The 21,585-nt window shown below is 44.0% G+C and carries 20 protein-coding genes and 1 pseudogene; 17 read left to right on the top strand and 4 right to left on the bottom strand.

What is annotated here, in order from left to right; all coding sequences use genetic code 11:
* Window positions 1-6 precede the first annotated feature (6 nt).
* From ACE5CV_RS19730 to ACE5CV_RS19670, 13 genes and pseudogenes are all read left to right on the top strand, one after another.
* Window positions 7-1,119, top strand: coding sequence for a glycosyltransferase (locus ACE5CV_RS19730; RefSeq protein ID WP_374951924.1), 1,113 nt, complete (start codon window positions 7-9; stop codon window positions 1,117-1,119).
* Between the two features lie 61 nt (window positions 1,120-1,180).
* Window positions 1,181-2,293 (top strand): hypothetical protein, encoded by a 1,113-nt coding sequence (locus tag ACE5CV_RS19725; RefSeq protein ID WP_374951923.1) that lies wholly within the window; start codon window positions 1,181-1,183, stop codon window positions 2,291-2,293.
* Between the two features lie 337 nt (window positions 2,294-2,630).
* Window positions 2,631-2,789 (top strand): annotated as a pseudogene (locus tag ACE5CV_RS19720) (DapH/DapD/GlmU-related protein); the annotation flags it as partial.
* 504 nt (window positions 2,790-3,293) lie between these two features.
* Window positions 3,294-4,436 (top strand): hypothetical protein, encoded by a 1,143-nt coding sequence (locus ACE5CV_RS19715; protein WP_374951922.1) that lies wholly within the window; start codon window positions 3,294-3,296, stop codon window positions 4,434-4,436.
* The gene (locus ACE5CV_RS19710) at window positions 4,423-5,016 is read left to right on the top strand and encodes an acyltransferase (RefSeq protein WP_374951921.1); all 594 of its coding nucleotides are present in this window, start codon (window positions 4,423-4,425) and stop codon (window positions 5,014-5,016) included. The genes ACE5CV_RS19715 and ACE5CV_RS19710 overlap by 14 nt, the downstream gene beginning before the upstream one ends.
* Window positions 5,017-5,030: 14 nt before the next feature.
* The gene (locus ACE5CV_RS19705; RefSeq protein WP_374951920.1) at window positions 5,031-6,263 is read left to right on the top strand and encodes a glycosyltransferase family 4 protein; all 1,233 of its coding nucleotides are present in this window, start codon (window positions 5,031-5,033) and stop codon (window positions 6,261-6,263) included.
* Window positions 6,264-6,281: 18 nt separating this feature from the next.
* Window positions 6,282-7,652: a hypothetical protein gene (locus ACE5CV_RS19700; RefSeq protein WP_374951919.1), complete on the top strand. Its 1,371-nt coding sequence runs from the start codon at window positions 6,282-6,284 to the stop codon at window positions 7,650-7,652.
* Window positions 7,653-7,698: 46 nt separating this feature from the next.
* Window positions 7,699-8,802, top strand: coding sequence for a glycosyltransferase family 9 protein (locus tag ACE5CV_RS19695; RefSeq protein ID WP_374951918.1), 1,104 nt, complete (start codon window positions 7,699-7,701; stop codon window positions 8,800-8,802).
* A gap of 18 nt (window positions 8,803-8,820) precedes the next feature.
* Window positions 8,821-9,483 (top strand): acyltransferase, encoded by a 663-nt coding sequence (locus ACE5CV_RS19690; protein WP_374951917.1) that lies wholly within the window; start codon window positions 8,821-8,823, stop codon window positions 9,481-9,483.
* Between the two features lie 12 nt (window positions 9,484-9,495).
* Window positions 9,496-10,719: a glycosyltransferase gene (locus ACE5CV_RS19685; protein WP_374951916.1), complete on the top strand. Its 1,224-nt coding sequence runs from the start codon at window positions 9,496-9,498 to the stop codon at window positions 10,717-10,719.
* A 102-nt stretch (window positions 10,720-10,821) separates the two neighbouring features.
* Entirely contained in the window at window positions 10,822-11,364 is a 543-nt protein-coding gene (locus tag ACE5CV_RS19680; protein ID WP_374951915.1) for a putative colanic acid biosynthesis acetyltransferase, read from the top strand.
* A gap of 11 nt (window positions 11,365-11,375) precedes the next feature.
* Window positions 11,376-12,209 (top strand): glycosyltransferase family 2 protein, encoded by an 834-nt coding sequence (locus ACE5CV_RS19675; RefSeq protein WP_374951914.1) that lies wholly within the window; start codon window positions 11,376-11,378, stop codon window positions 12,207-12,209.
* A gap of 197 nt (window positions 12,210-12,406) precedes the next feature.
* Entirely contained in the window at window positions 12,407-13,654 is a 1,248-nt protein-coding gene (locus ACE5CV_RS19670; protein WP_374951913.1) for a WcaI family glycosyltransferase, read from the top strand.
* Window positions 13,655-13,680: 26 nt separating this feature from the next.
* Here the strand turns inward: ACE5CV_RS19670 and ACE5CV_RS19665 are convergent, their stop codons facing one another.
* Entirely contained in the window at window positions 13,681-14,784 is a 1,104-nt protein-coding gene (locus ACE5CV_RS19665) for an endonuclease/exonuclease/phosphatase family protein (protein ID WP_374951912.1), read from the bottom strand.
* A 179-nt stretch (window positions 14,785-14,963) separates the two neighbouring features.
* On the opposite strand from ACE5CV_RS19665, the gene ACE5CV_RS19660 reads away from it, so the two are divergent.
* From ACE5CV_RS19660 to ACE5CV_RS19645, 4 genes are read left to right on the top strand one after another with little or no spacing between them, the layout of a single operon-like run.
* Window positions 14,964-15,626 carry a CatB-related O-acetyltransferase gene (locus ACE5CV_RS19660; RefSeq protein ID WP_374951911.1) on the top strand — a complete coding sequence of 221 codons (663 nt, stop codon included), beginning with the start codon at window positions 14,964-14,966 and terminating at the stop codon, window positions 15,624-15,626.
* A 58-nt stretch (window positions 15,627-15,684) separates the two neighbouring features.
* Window positions 15,685-16,944 carry an O-antigen ligase family protein gene (locus ACE5CV_RS19655; RefSeq protein WP_374951910.1) on the top strand — a complete coding sequence of 420 codons (1,260 nt, stop codon included), beginning with the start codon at window positions 15,685-15,687 and terminating at the stop codon, window positions 16,942-16,944.
* Window positions 16,931-17,839: a glycosyltransferase family 2 protein gene (locus ACE5CV_RS19650; protein ID WP_374951909.1), complete on the top strand. Its 909-nt coding sequence runs from the start codon at window positions 16,931-16,933 to the stop codon at window positions 17,837-17,839. Before ACE5CV_RS19655 ends, ACE5CV_RS19650 begins: the two co-directional genes overlap by 14 nt.
* Complete coding sequence (locus ACE5CV_RS19645) at window positions 17,840-19,051, top strand: glycosyltransferase family 4 protein (RefSeq protein WP_374951908.1); 1,212 nt, start codon at window positions 17,840-17,842, stop codon at window positions 19,049-19,051.
* A 29-nt stretch (window positions 19,052-19,080) separates the two neighbouring features.
* Here the strand turns inward: ACE5CV_RS19645 and ACE5CV_RS19640 are convergent, their stop codons facing one another.
* The 3 genes from ACE5CV_RS19640 to ACE5CV_RS19630 form a co-directional block, all read right to left on the bottom strand.
* The gene (locus ACE5CV_RS19640; RefSeq protein WP_374951907.1) at window positions 19,081-20,019 is read right to left on the bottom strand and encodes a GDP-L-fucose synthase family protein; all 939 of its coding nucleotides are present in this window, start codon (window positions 20,017-20,019) and stop codon (window positions 19,081-19,083) included.
* A gap of 5 nt (window positions 20,020-20,024) precedes the next feature.
* Window positions 20,025-21,143, bottom strand: coding sequence for a GDP-mannose 4,6-dehydratase (gene gmd, locus ACE5CV_RS19635; protein WP_374951906.1), 1,119 nt, complete (start codon window positions 21,141-21,143; stop codon window positions 20,025-20,027).
* An 82-nt stretch (window positions 21,144-21,225) separates the two neighbouring features.
* Window positions 21,226-21,585, bottom strand: a 360-nt coding sequence (locus ACE5CV_RS19630; RefSeq protein ID WP_374951905.1) for a sugar transferase, incomplete at its 5' end; no start/stop codon positions are given.

Below are 21,585 nucleotides of genomic sequence, written 5' to 3'. Positions count from 1 at the left end.
TCCCGATTGAAAATACTTTCCTATCATCCGTTTTCCCTGTATGCCAATGGTGGTGGCAGCCGCATTTTAAGGCGCTTATACCAGGGACACGAGGATGAGGTGACGGCTCTTATCATTCAGCAATCGGCAGAATTACCACCTAAAGGTAGGGTGCGCGAAATTGTGGTTCATGCTTCTCCTGTAATAATGCCCTGGGCGCGATGGAAACTGCGAAACCTCCTTATCTGGATGCGAACAGTAGCTTTTAAGCCCCTAACCGTAAAAAAGGTACAGCATGCTGCAGCCAAAATTGATTTTGATGTACTCCACGTGGTCAATCATGATACGTTCTCAGCTGCGCTCTGTAACGATATCATCTGCCAAGACAAGCAGATTTGGGTATCCTTTCACGATCATTATAAGGAAATTAAGAGCCCCCCTGCAGATACGCAGTTGCTTTGGAACCGGGCACACCGCCGCCTGGTGATATCGGATGAGTTGGGTACGCAATATCAAAAGGAGTTTGGAATCCGGCCATATGAAGTCATTACGGATGGGGTTACCGCAGCCGAGTTAAGTGAAGCCGCAACAATCATAAAAGAGCCGGTTACGATTTACTTTGCCGGTTTACTGCATATAACTTATTTACCACTGTTTAAAACCCTTGCCAACGCACTTGATCTGTTGAACACTCAGGGTAAAAAATTCAATCTCGTACTGCGTGGGACACAAAACCTTAAGTTTTTAAATGGCCGGTCTTTTAATGTTGATTACCGCCCGATGACCTTGAACGATGCCGAACTTAAATCGGAATTGGATGCATCGGATCTGCTGTATTTGCCATTAAAATTTACGAGTCCGGAGTTTTATCTTTACAGCTTGTCAACCAAAATGGTGGGATACCTTGCAGCACCCGGCACCATACTTTACCATGGCCCTGCCGACAGTGCCGCTTGCAAATTGCTTCAGCAGCATCATGCGGGGCTTTGTTTTACTGATTTGAATCCGGTTGATCTTGCAAATTCCATTGGCCGCCTCATATCGGGTGACCACCAATACAGCATCAACGCAAAAAAAATTGCCCAAAAGCAATTCGATATGGCTGCCATACGTGAGCGTTTTTGGGCCCAGCAGGTATAACAATGCTTTTATCGGCCATACTGCATATATTAGCGCATATTAACCCGGCTATCCTGTCAACATGCTAAGGCTTTTATCTTTTCAACCAGTTTCTTTATATCAAAACGGAGGGGCGTCGCGCGTGTTACGGCGTTTGTATGATGGGAGGGAAGCGCAGGTAATTTCCATCGGTGTAAAAGAAAACAATAACTACATTTTAGCAGGGCCTATGGCCGAAACCATTGTTACGGCTTACCCGGTGCAACGCTCATGGATGCGGTGGAAAGTGCGGAATCTGTTTATTTGGCTGCGCGAAAAGGCAATGGCCGGCTACACACGGAATCGTATCAGGCAAATTGCTTCACAAAATAAGTTTGATGCTGTTCACGTTATTTGCCATGGCTCATATGTAATGGCAGTTTACGATAAGCAGTTGCTGAACGGTAAACAACTTTGGGTGTCGTTTCATGATCATTTTGCCGCGGCAGGCACTGGTTTTGATAACACCAAAACACTTTGGACAAACGCGAACCGCCGCTTGGTCATATCTGCACAAATGGGGTTAGAATATCAACGGTTGTTTGGCAGCATGCCGTATGAAATTATTACCGACGGTTTACTCCCAGGCGAACTGTCGGATGTAAAAGAGATCGACCCCTTAACGCCATTAACCATTTACTTTTCGGGTTTGTTGCATAACGAATATCACCCGCTTTTTATGGTGCTGGCTCAGGCGCTCGATGTGCTGGCGGGTAGGGGCATTACCGTCAAACTAATTATGCGGGGCACACAAAAGGTATCATTTTTAAACGAAAGGGCATTTGCGACTGAATATCGCAACGATTTCATCAGTGATGAAGCAATTAAAAAGGAAATGGATGCCGCATCAATTTTGTATCTTCCCATAAAATATAACGACCCGGACTTTTATCTGTATAGCCTTTCCACAAAAATGGTAGGCTATTTGGGGGCGCCGGGATCGATGCTTTATCATGGCCCGGCAGATAGCGCGGCATGCCTGATGCTCAAAGAAGCAGGTGCAGCTGTTGATTGCACCTCTTTAGATGCAGTCGACATGCTTGCTTGCCTGGATGAGTTGATGAGCAACAAGCGAAAGGTATCGGTCCGCGCAAAATTGCTGGCTAAAGAAAAATTCAACATGCTTGTTATAAAAAAGCAGTTTTGGCAGGATTAAAAACAAAACAATGAGGCGTTTTATTGCTGAGCTCAGGATTTATATATGCAACAGGTGGGTTGCTGCAATTCCAAGTCATACCATCAGGCAATTTTATTACCGGGTGGTGATGGGCTACACTATTGGCCACAATTCAGCTATTTTAATGGACTGTACTTTTGATTGCACGCAACATTTTCAGATCGGTAATAATTCGGTGATCAACGGTAAATGCCGGTTGGATAACAAAAGCAGCATCAGTATAGGCAATAACGTTTCTATATCGCAAGAAGTGATGATCTTATCTGCTGATCACGACCCCGATTCTGCAACTTTTGCCAGTCGCGATCTGCCTGTCGTTATCAAAGATTACGTGTTCATCGGCTCCAGGGCCACGATCCTGCCGGGAGTAACACTGGGGGAGGGGGCCGTTGTTGCAGCAGGTGCGGTTGTTACCAAGGATGTAGCCCCCTATACTATCGTGGGAGGAGTGCCGGCCAAAGTGATACGCATGCGCGAAACCAAAGCACCGGGTTATCAGTTATCTTACCGAAGGTTATTCCAATAACTAAATCTGATATTTTCTTACTTCGCTGCTATCCATGACCCGGTAACGGTTTTTCATACAACGGGCACAAAAAAACGTTTTAATAGGTATAAAGAACAGCAACGTCCTCATTAAAAAGGGAGTGCGGTTTTTGTAATGAAACGGTTGATTGCATTTTTTGCAATATAAAAAGGGCTTGTTCATTTAATTGGTCGTACGTTTCTGATCTTTACTCAGTAAAATTGCTTTTTAGGTGTTGCAGGGGAAACATACTAAAAATGATTAACGTTGAATATAGATTAATGAATTGAAATTTAAAATTAAATGTCAACAAATTTTCAATTGATCAATGATTAAGTTAATGATTGCTTAATACGATAGACGGATATTTAAGGTTCGCTGTTACAGGCGAACATTTATTTTTTTGATTAAAAATTATGGTTAATATTAAATCGCATTACTGCAGGTTATTTAATGGATCATAATAAGGGCGGTTTGAATTTGATTTTTTTGTGCAGCGGGCTTGAACCCGGGCGCGACGGCGTTGGCGACTATACCCGCAGGCTTGCCGCAAACCTGCTTGAAAATGGCGCAGCTGCTACCATCATTGCCCTTAATGATCGCTTTGCAGATGCAAGTATTACTACTCATCAGTTTGCTGATGGCGTTAACGTACCTGTTATGCGCTTACCATCAACATTAAACGATAAAGAACGGTACGCTTTAGCCAGAGATCTGATAACCGCGCTCAACCCGCAATGGATCAGCCTGCAATTTGTTCCGTTTGGGTTTCATGAAAAGGGGCTTAAGGCCGGGCTAAGTAAATGGCTGCTATCCTTAAGCAACACGGCGCGATGGCATGTTATGATTCATGAACTTTGGGTTGGCATGGACGCACAATCTACAGCCAAACACAAAACCTGGGGCTGGGTGCAAAGGCAGCTCATCGCGTCTTTATTAAAAAAAATAAAACCAACGGTAATTACTACACAGGCGAAATTGTATCAACAGTATTTGCAGCAAATGGGCTATAAAGCTCATTATATGCCGCTTTATTCCAATATTTCAGTAGCTAACAACAAAAAGCCGGTTGGTAATGACAGGTCTATAAACTTTGTACTATTCGGTAACATTCATCATGGCGGCCCGGCAAAAGAGTTTATCCGGGAGGTTGCGGATTACGGTAAAGTGAATGACATTAGTTTGAACCTCACCTTATTAGGCCATTGCGGCCCAGAACAGGAAACCTGGGTTAAAGAATGGACTATTGCCGGATTGCAAGCTAACATTATAGGGAAGCAGTCGTCAGAACGGATATCGGACGAACTGCACTCGGCATCTATCGGGATCACCACCACACCTTTGGCTCTTACAGATAAAAGCGGATCGTTTGCCGCTATGCGGGCACATGGATTACCGGTAATAAGCGTATCCCGGGACTGGCATCCCCAGGGCGTAAAAAACGTGGTTAATCCCAATGGCGTATTTCACTATCAAAAAGGTAACTTTAAAGAATTTTACGATAACTTAAATAAAACATCAGAGCCCGCAATTGGTGTAGATGCCATAGCACAACAGCTCGAAAGTTTACTATCTGCGTTTAATGGCAAGTTTTAATTATCTGTTTACAAATCGTGTTAAATTTCCGTTTGGATCGGACGCTTTTAACAGGGCGTGGGCAAAACGGCTTTTACTTTTGCGGCAGGTAGTGAAGATGAACCGCAGGCGCAATAAACTCGTAACCAAAGGAGCTGTTATTGATGAACGTGCCGAAATTGGCTTGGTAAAAATTGAAGGGCATAAAAGCCGGTTAACTGTTGGCAGTTTCACTTTCATCGGCAGAGTGTATATGGTACTGCATGGTAAAGTGACTATTGGCAACTATGTTTGCATTAACGACGGTGTGGAGATCTTAACCGCCAGCCACGATGTAACCGACGCGGCATGGTCGCAGATAGTTAAAGATACGGTGATAGAAGATTTTGCATGGATTGGCCAGGGGGCTATGTTACTACCAGGTGTAACTATTGGCCGCGGGGCCGTAGTGGGTGCAAGGGCAGTAGTAACTAAATCTGTAGCACCAGGAGCCATCGTTGCGGGGAACCCGGCCGTGCCGCTTGCCAAAACCCGCAGTACCGAACTCAACTACAACCCCTGCGAATTTTTAGCAGCTAACCGTGCCTGGCTAATAGGCTGACCATCGATAAATAAATGAAATTAATCGTATCCCATCCAACAGGAAATGCTAACGTACGGGCGGCAATTTCAGGCATGTATGATGCAGGGATACTGGCGGCGTATTATACGGCCTTAGCCAGTTTCCCGGGTAGCTGGTTGGATACGCTTGCAGGTTTTGGGCCGTTGAAAGAGTTTCGCCGCCGGCGGCTCGATGAGCGGCTAAGGCCCCTCACGCACCTTACCCCCTGGCGTGAAATGGGGCGGTTGTTTTCGCAAAAGATGAATCTTTCTGCACTTTTATTGCATGAAAAAGGATTTTTCAGCATCGATTCGATATACAAAAGTATGGATTTGCATGTCGCAAACAATTTAAGTCGGTTTTCGGGTGCCGGCGCTGTTTATTGTTACGAGGATGCCGCTCTCTCTACCTTCCAAAAAGCCGAAAAATTAGATTTGCAATGTTTTTACGACCTGCCTATCGGATACTGGCGTGCCGGCCGCAAGTTACTGGAGAACGAGGCCGAAAAATGGCCGGATTGGGCTGCGACCCTAACCACTTTTAAAGATTCGGCTGAAAAACTTGCCCGCAAGGATGATGAATTACGGCTCGCCGATCGGATTTTTGTAGCAAGTTCATTTACCGCGAAAACATTGCTTGATTATCCTACCGAAACTGCACCTGTTGAAATAGTGCCTTATGGTTTCCCTGATGTGGCTGGAGAAAGGACTTATCAGGCTAAAGAAAATAAGCCGCTGAAGCTATTATTCGTTGGCGGCCTTTCGCAACGTAAGGGAATTGCCGAGATGTTTGCAGCAGTTGAAAAACTAGGCAGGCATGTCGAGCTTACCGTTGTTGGCAGTAAAACGGGAACCGCGTGCCCGGCACTCAATGCGGCCCTTGCAAAGCATAAATGGATTCCCACTATGCCGCACCACGAGATTTTAGCTATCATGCGCCAGCACGACGTATTATTATTTCCCTCCTTATTTGAAGGGTTTGGGCTGGTAATAACCGAGGCAATGGCACAGGGCACCCCTGTAATAACTACCGAACGAACTGCCGGGCCGGATATTATTCGTGATGGTGACAACGGTTGGCTGATACAGGCAGGTAACCAGCAGGAACTACAAAATGCTATTGAAAACCTTATCCGCAGGCCTCAAATGATAGCTGATGCCGGGCACCAGGCTTTGCTAACCGCCGCGCAAAGGCCCTGGCAAGTTTACGGGAGTGAATTAGCGCAGGCAATTAATTATAATATTTAGTAATTTCGGGCTAATTAAATGAACGCAGAATTTAACCCGGATAGCGCATTACAATTTAACCCCGTGATGACCGAGCGACGCATAAAGGCCGCTCAGCAGCGCGAGGCAGTGATTGCGCTTTTAAAAAAAGGTGTTTGGGTTTATATTATACTGTTACTTACCGAGGGGGCTATCCGTAAGTGGGGCATCCCTAAACTTGCCGCGCCGCTTCTTATTGTAAGAGACCCTGTAGCTATCTGGATGCTATTTGTAGCGCTTAAAAATGGCGTGTTTCCAACCAATAATTATGTATGGGCCATGTCGTTTACGGCTATTTTCGCATTTTTTACAGCGTTAAGTATTGGGCATGGTAGTATGGCGGTGGCATTTTACGGCACCCGAATCCTGCTTATTCACTTCCCCATGATGTTTTTAATAGGCAAGCTGTTTGATCGGGAAGACGTGTTAAGGTTTGGCAAAATGATGCTCTGGATATCAATGCCCATGTTGGTACTTATCGCCGTTCAGTTCTATAGTCCGCAATCGTCATTTATCAACCGCGGGGTGGGTGGCGATCTTGCCGGCGGTGGTTTTGCCGGTGCACTTGGGTTTTTCAGGCCGCCGGGTACTTTTTCATTTACCAGTGGTAATACGCAATTCTGGTCGGTAGTAGGTCTGTTTGTAGTTTACTTTTGGCTAAACCCGTCAAGTGTCAACCGAATACTGTTAATTGCCTCATCTATTTGTCTGATAGCCTCAGTACCGCTTTCTATCAGCCGTACACTTATCTTCCAGGTGGTTATCACCGTATTTTTTGCGTTTATATCGGTATCAAGAAACCCTAAGTATATTGGGCGCATGGTATTGGCCATTGTAGGTATAGCCGGGGCAATAATGCTGTTAAATAAGTTAGAGTTTTTCCAGAAATCGACTGAGGCGCTTGTATCCAGGTATAGCGATGCCAGTGATGTAGAAGGCGGATTAGAAGGCACTTTAGGTAACCGTTTCCTGGGGCAATTGTTAGGTGCCGTACAATCTACTGATCAGCCTTTCTTTGGCTACGGGATAGGTATGGGTACTAATGTAGGCGCCAAGTTGCTTACCGGCGATGTTGAGTTTTTGATCGCAGAAGAAGAATGGGGTCGTCTGATCGGAGAAATGGGCACTGTAATGGGCTTGCTCGTAATATTTATAAGGGTATCGTTTTGTATCAAAGCAGGCTGGCTAAGTTTCAGGAGGCTGGCCCAGCGGGATATGTTGCCATGGATTATACTAAGCATGGCTTTTGTATTTATTGCGCAAAGCCAGTGGGCGCAACCCACAACGTTAGGTTTTTCGACCTTAGTTGGCGGTTTATTGATTTCGGCGCTAAAGGTAGAAGTACCTGTAGGCGACGCTGAGCACTCATAACCCCAATTTCTGCAGCAGTTAAATACTGCATTTAAATCGCCATAATGTGGATGACAAACCTCAAAAAATATTAATATATCGCATTGGCAGCCTTGGCGACACCATTGTTGCCCTGCCTGTTTTTAATAAGGTGCGCGAGGTTTTCCCTGATGCAGATGTAACGCTGCTTACCAACCGGCCCATTGTTTCAAAAGCCCCCGCGCTCGAAAGCGTTCTAGGCCATCATTATTACTATGACCGTGTTATCAACTATCCATCCGGGACGCGTAACCTACGGGTGCTTTATGATGTATGGAAAGAGATCCGGGCGCAAAAAATAGATATTGCAGTTAACCTGGCAACAACCCGCATCTTAAAAGACCTGCGTACCACCAAACTAGGTGTACTGCGCGATAACCTCTTCTTCCGGTCGGCCGGCATCAAAAAACTGGTTGGTTTCCCAACATTGCGGGAGGATTACGAACTAACGGCAGACCATGATACCGGCGATTTTGAGTGGGAGGCTAAACGGCTTGCCCGAAGGCTGTTACCGCTGGGTGCCATAGACCTGCAAAGTGATCACGCCTGGGACCTGCATTTTGGCGTAGAGGAAATTGCATCGGCAAATGACGCACTATCCGGATGTGACCCGGGCAAACCTGTTATAGCGGCAAGCGTGGGCACCAAACGGCAATCTAACGACTGGGAGCAGGATAACTGGACTACGTTCTTTAAGCGGTTGAAGTTGCTACATCCCGGCTGGCAACTGGTAATGGTAGGCTCACATGAAGAAGCGGAGCGTTCGGCTAAATGCATCGAAGCCTGGGGCGGAGCGGGTATAAACCTATGCGGACAAACATCGCCCAGAATATCCGGAGCGGTTTTAAGCCGGGCACGTATTTTTGTAGGGCATGATAGCGGCCCAATGCATTTGGCTGCAGCTACAGGCGTACCCATTGTTGCCATCTATTCGGCACGCAACTTTCCAAGGCAATGGTACCCGCGGGATAATGGTAATAAGATCATTTATCATAAAACAGATTGTGCAGGCTGCGGGCTGGAGATGTGTATTGTCCAGAAAAAGAAATGCATTCTATCCATAACCGTTGACGAGGTGATAGGTGCGGTTGCCGAAACTTTGAATAATACGCGGGCCAAATACGGCTATTAAGTTTATATTTACCGGTAGATGTTTTTAAAAGTAATTGCATTTATTTTACCTTGGCCGCTAAGGCGTATGGCCCTTAAAAGCTGGTTTGGTTACACGCTGCATCCTACAGCACGCATTGGCCTATCTTGGGTTTATCCACGGATGCTGGTGATGGAGGAGGGTGCACGGATAGGTCATTTTAACGTAGCGATACATTTGGATGAGATGCAGCTTGGCGTAAAATCTTCCATCGCCCGCGGCAATTGGATAACAGGATTTCCATCTAACACCAAATCAAAACATTTTGGCCACCAGGCAGCCAGGCGGTCGGTTTTTAAACTGGGCGATAATGCAGCTATTACTAAAAACCATCATTTTGATTGTACTAACCTTATCGATATTGGCCGGTTTAGCACCGTTGCCGGTTACCAGTCGCAATTTTTAACACACTCTATTGATATGATAGAAAGCCGGCAGCACAGCGCCCCTATCATTATTGGCGAATACACTTTTGTAGGTACCAATGTAGTGATGCTTGGTGGTGCCGGGTTGCCCGCCAGATCGGTACTGGGTGCAAAATCGCTGCTTAACAAAGCTTATACCGAAGAGTGGATGTTATACGGGGGGGTACCTGCAAAGCCCATACAGCAAATACCGGCCGATGCCAAATACTTTACCCGTGCAAACGGTTTTGTCTATTAACGTAAAGGTGCCATGAAACTGCTGCACATTATTGCTACCATGAACCCCACCAGCGGCGGCCCCTGCCAGGGCATCCGTAACAGTAATCCTGAAATTGTGCGGTACGGCATCAGCCGCGAGGTAGTAAGCCTGGACGACCCAAACTCGGACTTTTTAGGATCAGATGATTTTGTTATCCATGCTTTAGGGCCGGCAATGGGCCCATGGCATTACGCGCCGCGGCTGATACCCTGGTTGCTGGCTAACCTAAGCCGTTTTGACACGGTTGTAATAAACGGCTTGTGGATTTATCCTAGTTATGCCGGCTGGAGTGCTATTAAAACCCTGAAACGGCAGGCAAAGCGAAACCCGGACATTCATGTACCTGCAATATTTGTGATGCCGCACGGCATGCTCGACCCATACTTTCAAACAGCGCCCGAGCGGCGTTTAAAAGCGATCCGCAACTGGTTTTATTGGAAACTCATTGAAAGGAAAGTAGTAAACGATGCCGAAGGTGTTTTATTTACCTGCGAAACCGAAATGGTGCTTGCGCGTAAATCCTTTGTTGGTTATCACCCCAAAAAAGAGATCAATGTAGGCTACGGCATCATACCGCCGCCGGATTATAATGAGGCGATGCTCGACGAGTTTTTAAGCAGGTGCCCACAGGTAAAAGGTGAACGCTACCTATTGTTTTTGAGCCGTATTCACAAAAAAAAAGGTGTCGACCTGCTGATACAGGCGTATTCCATGCTGGTTGCACGGTCGTTAGCTGTTGGGAGTAATTTTCCAAAATTAGTTATTGCAGGGCCTGGTATGCAAACAGCATACGGTGCTAAGATGAAAAAGTTATTAATATTATACCCGCATTTAGAGGGGCGTGTTTTTTTTACAGGAATGCTTACAGGCAACAGTAAATGGGGCGCGCTGTATGGCTGCGATGCTTTTGTACTGCCCAGCCATCAGGAAAACTTTGGTATAGCAGTAGTTGAGGCGATGGCCTGCCGCAAGCCGGTTCTGATATCGCATCAGATCAACATCTGGAACGAGATACAGGCCGGTGGCGGCGGTATTGTGAACTCCGATACACTTGACGGCACACAGCATACCTTAGATGAATGGATGGGCCTGTCAGACGACGAGCAAAACCGCATGGGCGATAATGCCCTTGTCACTTACCAGAACAATTTTCATATCGGGCCGGCATCCATATCCTTCATAAACTCACTTATTAATGTGCCATCTGTTGTTTAAGTGCCGCAAAAGATGAATATCTTTATTATAATTGCCTTTCGCAGACCATGTATTGTCAATATTAGAGCACAGTTAGGGTTACGCTAAATAGCTAGAAAATCAATGGTTAACCAGGATACACTTACAGGTCCATCTTTTTCTGTTCGTAACCGTTTGGCAAGGCTGGCCTGGGGTTTAATTTACAATCTTTTTTTCAGGTTTTCACCTAAACCGTTGCATAGCTGGCGATCGTTCTTACTGCGCAGTTTTGGCGCCAGGGTAGGCCGGGGCGTACATGTTTATCCGGGTGTAAAGATCTGGGCACCCTGGAATTTAGATTTAAGTGATGGTTGTGGTATTGGCAGCGGGGCTATATTGTATTCGCAGGGGATGATCAGGATCGGCCGGCGGTCTGTACTATCGCAGGGAGTAAATATTTGCACCGGCACGCATGATTATACCAAACCGGGCATGCCATTAGTTACCCGCGGGATAACTATCGGTGCGAATGTTTGGTTAGCGACCGATGTGTTTGTACACCCCGGAGTTACAATCGGCGACGGTTGTGTAATAGGGGCTCGTGCCGTTGTTGTTAAAGATATGCCCGAATGGACGATATGCGCCGGGCACCCGTGTAAACCGCTTAAACCGCGTCAAAAAGTTTAACTTTGCCACCGATGATATCCGTGCTGATACTTACCAAAAACGAAGCAAAGGATTTGCCGGGTTGCCTTGCATCAGTAAGCTGGTGTGATGATATCCATGTTTATGATTCATATAGCGACGATGCTACTATTGAAATAGCATTGCAAGCCGGTGCTAAAATAACCCAAAGAAAATTTGACAATTGGTCTGCTCACCAAAACTGGGGGCTTGAAAACATTAAGTTTAAATATTCCTGGGTGCTTTACATAGACGCGGACGAACGCGTCTCTGAGGAGCTTCATCAAATCATTACGCAGCTTGACCTCAGTAACAATACTTATGTTGCCTACGAAATACGCCGCCGGGATTTTGCCTGGAATGGTGTTTGGTTAAAGCATGCACAGATATCACCCTTTTACATCCGATTTTTCCGACCCGAAAAAATGGGCTACGAACGACTGGTTAACCCGATATCAAAACCGCTGGGGCCAGTAGGGCGGCTAAACGGCTATCTGGACCATTATCCCTTTAGTAAAGGTATCCGTTTTTGGTTTGCCCGCCATTTGGGGTATGCCGATATGGAAGCCGAGATGCGCGTTGCGGAAATGGGCGAGGGTAAAACCTATTCATTGACCAAAGCATTTTTCAGTAGGGATTTTACTGAGAAGCGCTATCATCAAAAGGGCCTTTTTTACAAACTTCCGGGCAGGCCGATTGTCAAATGGTTTTACATGGTGCTTTTCCGGATGGCGTTTTTGGATGGGGTAACAGGTGTAAGCTACGCCACTATGCAAGCTATTTATGAGTATTTTATAGTGCTTAAAACAAAAGAAATTTTTAGTGAAAAAGCAGATTCGATAGAGTAATTAACTGGTTGTACGGTTGTTGGCAATTACCTTACTTGCTATCCGTTTGCGAGATTTTATTGCTAATTTAGCAAGCGCTAACTATTCAAAACATCAGTACAAACAAACTTCAGTTTAAAAACAATTTATCTTTAATTTTATTACCTGAGGCAATCAAAAGGTGATATACATTTACCAGCCACGGGCGTACGTTATAAATGAGCAATAAGAAAATCCTGTTAATCAGCCATAATTTTTCGCCTGAACCGATAGGTATAGGCAAATATAACGGTGAGATGCTTCTATGGCTGGCTAATAAGGGATATGAGTGCACGGTGATAACCACTTTTCCTTACTATCCTTATTGGAAAGTACAGGCGCCGTATAACAACTTTTGGTATAAAAAGGAGCTGATGCCCGTAGGTGACGGCAAACCCGATTTAATTATCTACCGTTGCCCTTCTTATATCCCTAAAAACCCAACAGGTAAAAAGCGCGCTCTTCAGGATTTTTCGTACTGGTTATCTAAATTCCTGATGATATTTAAACTGGTGATCTCGCATCGTAAGTATGATCTGATCGTAACGGTGGCGCCGCCTTTTCACCTGGCTTATTTAGGATTAATTTTCAGAAAATTAAATGGCGGAAAATTGCTTTATCATATACAAGATATGCAGATTGAAGCTGCCCGTGACCTTAAGCTATTTTCGCGCAAGCGCATCCTGGCCGGGTTGTTTAAGGTGGAAGAAAAGATTTTGCGCGGCGCCGATTACGTAAGCAGTATATCTGAGGGAATGATCAAAAAGATCAAAACCAAAGTGAACCGCGAAGTGTCGTTTTTCCCCAATTGGGTAGATACCGATGAGTATTTCCCGGTAGCTAACAGGCATTTGCTCAAACAAAAATGGGGTTTTGCTGATACTGATATGGTGTTACTATATTCCGGCGCGGTAGGAGTTAAGCAAGGTCTTGAGAATATTCTTGTAACAGCCAAGCAGTTGCAGCAGCATAAGCATATCAAATTTGTTATCTGTGCATCAGGTCCGTACAACGAGCAGCTGATTGAGCAATCCAACAGGGAAGGCATTAACAACATTACCTTTTTATCGGTACAGCCAAAAGAAATTTTTAATGATTTTTTAAACATGGCCGATCTTCACCTGGTGCTTCAAAAAGCTAACGCCGGGGATCTGGTAATGCCATCCAAGCTGACCACCATTTTGGCTGTAGGCGGAGCCAGTATTATTACCGCCTCGAAAGGTACCTCACTTTACGATATGGTTATAGAGCAGGACTTTGGGTATATTGTTGAGCCGGCCAACCATGAGCAGCTTACTCAACTTATACTCAATATCAAACTTGATGAAAACCTTGAACGTAAACGCATCAATGCCCGTAACTACGCAACAAAGAATCTGAACGTAGACACGGTTATGAATAACTTTGTGAGTGATTTTTTAAGGTAAAACTCGCTAACTTAATATTCCTTTAGCTAGTTCAGCTCCAGATCTACTACAATCGGTTTGTGATCAGATAGCTTTTTATCTACGGCTTCGTAAGTTATTACATCAAACTGAGGGCTCGCCAGAACATGGTCGATGTGGAGCTTTGGGAATGTATTATAGTAGGTGTTTACAAAACCGCTGCCCTTTTCTCTGAAAGCATTTTTAAGGCCATCTCCTAATTCATTAACAGCAAAAGACATCGGGGTATCGTTAAAATCGCCAACTATAACATACGGATAGGGGCAGTCATCAATATTTTTTTTGATTTGAGATACCTGGAAACTTCTTCTTATAAACGCTGATGAGAGTTTGCTGGTGATGAACGAAGATTTTTCAAGATTAATCCCGCCGTTCAAATATTTACTTTTTTCCTGATCCTTTATCTGTACTGCAGCCAAATGTGCGCAGTACATCCTGAATGTTTTTCCATTCACCAGCACATCTGCATAAATTCCTCTGGTTTGTAAAAGGTTTGGTGATTTTACACTATCAAATTTTGACAATGGATACTTAGAAAATATTGCGTTTCCGGATGAGTCGGCCCTTCTTATACCATAAGGTTTAAAATAATGATATTTATAATTAAGCCCTATTAATGAATCTGTAAAAGCTCCCTTGTCGGCAACGGTTACTACAAACTCTTCAAAATTGATTACATCCGGCTGTTTGCTCTTAATCAGGTCAAGTACTCCCTGCTTAATACTTTCACCCTCATAGTGTTCTATTCCCTTTAAAGCATGTACATTATAAGCCATTATCCGTATCGTGTTAGCGGGTTTATTTTGCGCGGGGTAGGCGCTTGAACGAAAGCCAAAATTGTAACTGAAAAAGTAGGCGCCCGCGATAACTACTATCAATGAGATAAGTGCAAAAACTCTTTTGCGGAATAACCAATAAATAATAGCAAGAACGTTTGCTATGACTAACAAATGGTAACCAAAACCTAATATAGCTATAAAGCTAATGTCCCGCGGATCGGTACCTGGTGCCAGGTAACTAAGCAGCAGGCATATCGCACCAATAATATTCAACACCAGCACTATCTTATCAATAACTTGAAGCTTGTTGCCTGTTTTTATTTTACTTTTCATTAATCAGATATTTTTGTGATTTGGAGGTGTTAAAAATTGCCTAAATGTAATGGTTTGTCGTCAGTTGTGATACAAAAATATTGTGCCGGCTATGCAAACGCAAACATTTTTAATGTGATATAATCACATAGATTTTTTAGCTAAGTTGGCTATATTTATGGCTTGTATTTGTTACTTAGATGAAAGATTGGCTTAAAAGGAATTATTACCGTTGGGGGTACCGTACCAAAAAGGTAGCAATAGGCCCGGGCGTTGTTTTGGATACCCGTAATGATTTTAAAGGCCAAAACGTAATCGGCGCAGATACTATAGTAGGTTCGTCAGAGGTAGGAATAGCTACCTACATTGCCGACAAAAGCTACATCAGCAAAACGCTTATCGGTAAATTTTGCTCGATTGGCAGCCATGTACAAACCGGACTTGGCGTGCACCCATCGGGAGGTTTTGCTTCAACACATCCTGCTTTTTATTCAACTCAGCGGCAGGCCGGTTTTTCTTTTGTGAAGAATAACCTGTTCAACGACCATGTTTATATTGATGAGCAACAAAAATATGTGGTTAAGATAGGTAACGATGTGTGGATAGGCAATAACGTATTGATTATGGACGGCGTAACCATTGGCGACGGTGCCATTGTGGCATCTGGCGCGGTTGTAAATCAGGATGTAGCGCCTTATGAAATTGTTGGGGGTGTGCCAGCCAAACACATCAGATACCGGTTTGAGGAGCAGCAGATCCAACAATTATCAGCCCTCAAATGGTGGGACTGGAGCTTTGAAAAATTGAAAGCTAACGCCCCTTTGTTTAAAGATGTTGCAGCGCTCACATCTGCCAATTTGTAGATTTAAGTATAGTTCGACTTGTAATTTTATTACTTTTATAAAAAATGCCCCATAGTTCATGAAACTTAAAGACATTAATCTTCTCTACGTCGCCACCTTATTGTTCCTCCTGCTGTCGTCAAACGCTAATATCCTTTCTTCCAACACGGCTGCATGGTTCATCACCATGTTTTTGATCATTGTGATAGGCTTGGTTAGAAGGCGGTTCGAGGCTGCCGAAATGAAGAGCTTACTCATCTTTTCGGTGGTGTATGTCTTGTTTGTAGTCCTTAGGTTTTACCTGGTTAATGAGTTAGAGATTGATTATCTGGGGAGCGATTTACTGTTCCTCGTCAAATATGCGTGGCTGGCATTTATAATTTGTGCAATTTTAAAAGAAGAGACAATTGCCTATATGGTAAAAGTGATGACGCATCTTTCTGTAGTGTCATTCGTGTTTTTTGCTTTGCAGCTTATCGCCCCTGAAACCATGTTTAAGATATTCTCGGCAGTAAGCGTACCTACCGGTAATAGCTTGCCGGGATATACTAATTTTTTGGTCTTTACTTTTACCAGGGGCTTCCATGATTACAGTAATTCCGGCTTTGTTTGGGAGCCCGGTGCGTTCGGCTGTTTTTTAGTGCTGGCGCTAATGTTCCACTTTTTCCTGAACCGGTTCAGGTTCGATGGCACAGCTATCATTCTTATTATAGCCAACATCACTACGTTCTCAACTACTAACTACCTGGGTTTATTCGTGCTATTTATATTGGCGTACCGCTACCGTGTACCTAAGTTAAATATTTGGGTGCTGGTGCTACTGCCGGTGTTGATAGCGCTGGTAGTGTTTGTGCCCTTTTTGGGGGATAAGATCATAGATACGTACAAAGAAGACATGCGCGACCTTAACCACCTGAAAGTGCTGGAAAAATTCTACCGTCATAACCGCATGGAGATCCCGTTGAACCGTTTCTCAAGCATGTGGCATATCATCAACTCATTTGGTGATAAACTTATCCTGGGTGTCAGCAATAAGTACAACGATACTCTTAACAAGCAGTTCACAGTGAACATATCTAACGGTATCTTCGACTTTTTTGCCAAATTTGGGATTGTGGGCTTTTTATACCTGATGTACCGCTATATCCGGTTTTGCCGCCCTTATGTAGTAAAAATAGAAAATTTGGTTTACTGCGCCCTTATCATTCTGGCATTAAGCTTTGGCGAGCCTATACTGATACTGCCCTTTGTACTGGTATTTTTATTTTTAAGGATTAAGCAAAACACTATTGATTTTGTTGATAAAAGTAAGGAACAAGAACGTTTTGCAAGTATCTGATCCAAACCATAAATTGGCTGGTTCCGGCAAACCAACGGTTGCTGTACTGCTCACTTGCCATAACCGGAAAAATAAAACACTCACTTTTTTACAAAGCCTGATTTCTCAGCCTGCTTTAGATCAGTTAAACGCGGATGTTTATTTATTAGATGACGGATCAACGGACGGAACCAGCACATCGGTGGCACAAAAATATCCGCAGATAAATATTTTAAATGGCACCGGAAGCCTTTTTTGGGCTGGTGGCATGCGATCCGTTTGGGCATATGCAGCCGCACAAAAACCGTATGATCTTTTTTTTCTTTTTAACGACGATGTAATTTTAATGCCCGATAGCATTGTGCGTTTACTGGCCACATATTCTGCCGTAAATAGGAACAAAGGCGCAATCCTCATCGGCTCTACACTTAGCCCGGTAACTAACAAGCTTTCTTACGGTGGGCATGCCTTATATAAGCCTGACAGGGCTGCTTATTATGGCTTAAAGCCACACGACATAGAGCCTGTGGCCTGCCAGTTGGCAAATGCTAATATATTTTTTGTAGATCATATAACGGTTGCAAAGATCGGCCTGTTTGCCGGGGGATACACACACTACCTGGCCGACTTCGATTACACGATCACTGCATCGCGCAAGGGGGTAGATGTGGTAATCGCACCGGGATATTACGGCTATTGCGAAGACGATCATGGCGTTAACTGGTTATCTGCCGAGCATCCGTTGAAAAAGCGCATCAATTATTTGTACAGCGTAAAAGGCCTGGCTTATAAAGAGTACCTGCGATATATAAAAAAACATTTTCCTAAAGATTATCTTGGCGCTGTAACCAAATTATGGCTTAAAACGCTTTTGCCGGTCATTTGGGATAAGTTTAAAAGAAGGGAAGACAAGTAATTGAAAGTAGTAATTATCAATAACGATTTTAAGGCCTACTGGCGATCCCGGCTGATCTTCCTGAACCAATATCTGGGTGATAGAAATATTGATTTTCGGGCTGTCGAACTTTTTGGGAAAGGGTCGCCCTATGCATTTGATATTGCCAATAATACTTTGCCGTGGTGGCAATGTATTTTCCCGGATCATGGCCCACTTGAACTTGATAAGTATCAGATTAAAGAAGGCGTCGATCGTATTTTAAACCAGTTGCAGCCGGATGTGGTTATCGGGTCATCTATCGTATTTTATCCCGGTGCTTTAGGCGTTGCATGGGCCAAGCGCAACCGAAAAAAGTTTATCATGTTTGATGATGCAAAACCGTCGCAATTCAAACGCAATATTGTAGTGCAGGGGATTAAAAATCTGATCACCGCACAAGCGGATAGTTTGTGGCTTCCTTCTAAAACATATGACCGGGAATGGGCTTTTTTCAAGCAAAAAGGCGTTAACTTTTTTTACGGCTTCAATACAATCGATAACGATTTTTTCGGTAATGCAGCCACCGAAAATAAAAGCGGCGGTACTATCATCTGCGTGGCCAGGCTGGTACCGGTTAAAAATATCGATAGCCTGTTAAAGGCCTGGCAAAAAGTACAACAGCACAACAGCGGTTACCGCCTAATGATTGTAGGTAACGGACCGCAGGAAGAAAAACTGAAGCAGCTATCACATAACCTCGGATTAATCACAGTGGATTTTGTTGATGCCGTTAATAACTATCAATTGCCGGCTTATCTGAGCCGTTGCGACGCGTTTATTTTGCCCAGCCTGTCAGAAACCTGGGGATTAGTAGTAAATGAAGCGATGGCAGCAGGTTTACCGGTTTTGCTAAGCAGAACTATTAATGCTGCCGACGATCTGCTGCAGACGGGCATTAATGGCTACGGTTTTAATCCTCAGGATGTGGATGAGATAAGCCAGGTGATCATTCAATTTATTGATACAGATCGGCAGCGTAAAGCTTCAATGGGAAAAGCCTCGCTTGAGATAATAGCCAAATTCACCTTCGATAAAATGGGAGAACAGCTGGCTAATCACTTAAACTGGCTGGCTGTACAGCCTCCAAAAATACCGGGGCCAATTGCTGTAGCTGCGATGAAGTTATGGTATGGCCGTTATAACACCGGTGTGTGGGACCATGTAGACAAAAGCAACGCTAAGAACTTATGATTAGGAAGGTATAAAACATACAAGCCTGATTAAATCAGGCTTGTATGTTTTGACAGAAAATCCTGGTAAGCCAGGCAAATACCTTGTTCCAGTTCGACAGTGTGTTTCCAGCCTTTGCTGTGTAATTTAGAAACATCCATCAACTTACGCGGGGTGCCATCCGGCTTAGATGTATCAAACAAAATTTCGCCCTCAAATCCTGTTATTTTTTTAACCAGGTACGCAAGGTCTTTAATAGAAATATCTTCGCCGGTACCAATGTTAATCAGTCCCTCTTCGTTGTAATTTTGCATCAGGTAGAAGCACGCTTCAGCCAGATCATCAGCATATAAAAACTCGCGCTTTGGTGTACCGGTACCCCAGATTGTTACAGATGGCAGGCCGTCAGTTTTAGCTTCATGAAACCTGCGGATAAGTGCAGGTAGCACATGTGAATTTTGCGGATGATAATTATCATTAAGGCCGTACATGTTAGTAGGCATTACCGAGATATAATTACATCCATATTGAGCACGGTACGCATCGCACATTTTTATGCCGGCAATTTTTGCTATGGCATAAGGTTCGTTTGTATTTTCAAGTAAACCCGTCAATAAATAATCTTCTTTTAACGGCTGCGGCGCAAATTTGGGATAAATACAGCTCGACCCTAAAAACATCAGTTTTTTTACACCGTTAAGATAAGACGAGTGTATTATGTTGTTTTGAATTTGCAGGTTGTCGTACAAAAATTCGGCCCGGTAGGTATTATTAGCTACAATGCCGCCAACCTTAGCTGCCGCTAAAAAAACATAATCAGGCTTTTGCGCTGCAAAAAAATCGGCAGTTTGCTGTTGGCTACGCAGGTCAAGCTGATCGGAGGTGCTGGTAATGATCTTTTCATACCCTTCTCTTGTCAACTTGCGGTGAATGGCCGAGCCTACCATCCCCCTATGTCCAGCGATGTATATCTTCGCGTCTTTTTCCATTATTGTTATTCAAACTGATTTTTGATCTGGTAACCAGAATCTTTTAACAATTTTTCGCGGCGGAACAGTTCAACGTCAGTTGCAACCATTTCCCTCACCAAGCCTTGCAAATCATACTTTGGTTTCCAGCCCAATTTGGTTTGGGATTTGGTTGGGTCGCCTATTAAAAGATCAACCTCTGTAGGTCTGAAATATTTAGGATCTACAGCCACAACCTCTTTTCCGTTTTCAACCTGGTAAAGCGGGTTTGAGCACGATACTACGTAACCAACTTCATCAACACCTTCGCCCTTAAATTCTACTGCGATACCCAATTCGGCAAATGCAAGGCGCACAAATTCGCGAACACGGGTGGTAACGCCTGTAGCGATAACAAAATCTTCTGCAACTTCCTGCTGCAATATCAGGTACATAGCCTCTACATAATCTTTTGCATGGCCCCAATCGCGTTGAGCATCCAGGTTACCTAAAAAAACTTTGCTTTGTAAGCCCAGTGCTATTTTTGCAGCGGCACGTGTTATTTTACGGGTAACAAATGTTTCGCCACGTAAAGGGCTTTCATGGTTAAATAAAATACCATTACAAGCAAACATGCCGTAAGCCTCACGATAATTAACCGTTATCCAGTAAGCGTACATTTTTGCAACGGCATAAGGAGAGCGTGGATAAAACGGAGTAGTTTCTGACTGTGGTACAGCCTGTACCAAACCATATAACTCTGAGGTGGATGCCTGGTAAATTTTTGTTTTTTTTGTTAAGCCCAAAATACGGATAGCTTCAAGCAAACGTAAAGTACCGATACCATCCGCATTGGCTGTATACTCCGGTGTATCAAAGCTTACCTTAACGTGCGACATAGCACCCAGGTTATAAATCTCGTCCGGCTGAACTTGCTGGATAATACGGATAAGGTTAGTAGAGTCGGAAAGGTCGCCGTAATGCAAGATAAATTTTTGGTTTTCATCGTGCGGATCCTGGTAAAGGTGATCGATCCTCTCGGTGTTAAACAACGAACTACGGCGTTTTATACCATGTATCTCGTAACCTTTAGATAATAATAAATCTGCAAGATATGCACCATCCTGCCCGGTTATACCTGTAATTAGTGCTACTTTTTTGTTCATTTAATATATATATATGTTTTTGCCAATACGAAATTACGCTTTGTTAAGTATAAGTTGTTTATAACTTAACACGTTATCGTTCCTAAAACGCATTTTTGTCGCCTACGATAGTTTTCCAAAAAGTTAGAAATATTATTTTAAGATCCAACAGCAAGCTCCAGTTCTCTATGTACCAGATATCGTAATTTACACGCGCCAGCATAAGCGATGGTTCAGTTGTTTCACCTCTGAACCCGTTTACCTGTGCCCAGCCCGTTATACCTGGTTTAACTAAGTGCCTTACCAAATACTTGTCTATTGTTCCTTTAGACTCGAGATTAAGTGGTGTAGGATGCGGCCTCGGACCGACTACAGACATACTGCCCAATAGCACGTTAACGAATTGCGGAAACTCGTCAAGGCTTGATTTTCTCAGAAAAGATCCTATAGAGGTTATTCTGGC

Origin of the sequence: Mucilaginibacter sp. (assembly GCF_964263795.1) — a bacterium.
GTDB lineage: Bacteria > Bacteroidota > Bacteroidia > Sphingobacteriales > Sphingobacteriaceae > Mucilaginibacter.
This window is presented reverse-complemented; position numbering and strand designations above follow the sequence as displayed.

Coding starts and splice junctions, on each gene's coding strand:
- gmd (WP_374951906.1), bottom strand. CDS start 21,143: ATGAACAAAAAAGTAGCACTAATTACAGGTATAACCGGGCAGGATGGT.
- ACE5CV_RS19675 (WP_374951914.1), top strand. CDS start 11,376: ATGATATCCGTGCTGATACTTACCAAAAACGAAGCAAAGGATTTGCCG.
- ACE5CV_RS19680 (WP_374951915.1), top strand. CDS start 10,822: ATGGTTAACCAGGATACACTTACAGGTCCATCTTTTTCTGTTCGTAAC.
- ACE5CV_RS19685 (WP_374951916.1), top strand. CDS start 9,496: ATGAAACTGCTGCACATTATTGCTACCATGAACCCCACCAGCGGCGGC.
- ACE5CV_RS19655 (WP_374951910.1), top strand. CDS start 15,685: ATGAAACTTAAAGACATTAATCTTCTCTACGTCGCCACCTTATTGTTC.
- ACE5CV_RS19660 (WP_374951911.1), top strand. CDS start 14,964: ATGAAAGATTGGCTTAAAAGGAATTATTACCGTTGGGGGTACCGTACC.
- ACE5CV_RS19670 (WP_374951913.1), top strand. CDS start 12,407: ATGAGCAATAAGAAAATCCTGTTAATCAGCCATAATTTTTCGCCTGAA.
- ACE5CV_RS19710 (WP_374951921.1), top strand. CDS start 4,423: ATGGCAAGTTTTAATTATCTGTTTACAAATCGTGTTAAATTTCCGTTT.
- ACE5CV_RS19725 (WP_374951923.1), top strand. CDS start 1,181: ATGCTAAGGCTTTTATCTTTTCAACCAGTTTCTTTATATCAAAACGGA.
- ACE5CV_RS19690 (WP_374951917.1), top strand. CDS start 8,821: ATGTTTTTAAAAGTAATTGCATTTATTTTACCTTGGCCGCTAAGGCGT.
- ACE5CV_RS19640 (WP_374951907.1), bottom strand. CDS start 20,019: ATGGAAAAAGACGCGAAGATATACATCGCTGGACATAGGGGGATGGTA.
- ACE5CV_RS19715 (WP_374951922.1), top strand. CDS start 3,294: ATGGATCATAATAAGGGCGGTTTGAATTTGATTTTTTTGTGCAGCGGG.
- ACE5CV_RS19705 (WP_374951920.1), top strand. CDS start 5,031: ATGAAATTAATCGTATCCCATCCAACAGGAAATGCTAACGTACGGGCG.
- ACE5CV_RS19700 (WP_374951919.1), top strand. CDS start 6,282: ATGAACGCAGAATTTAACCCGGATAGCGCATTACAATTTAACCCCGTG.
- ACE5CV_RS19665 (WP_374951912.1), bottom strand. CDS start 14,784: ATGAAAAGTAAAATAAAAACAGGCAACAAGCTTCAAGTTATTGATAAG.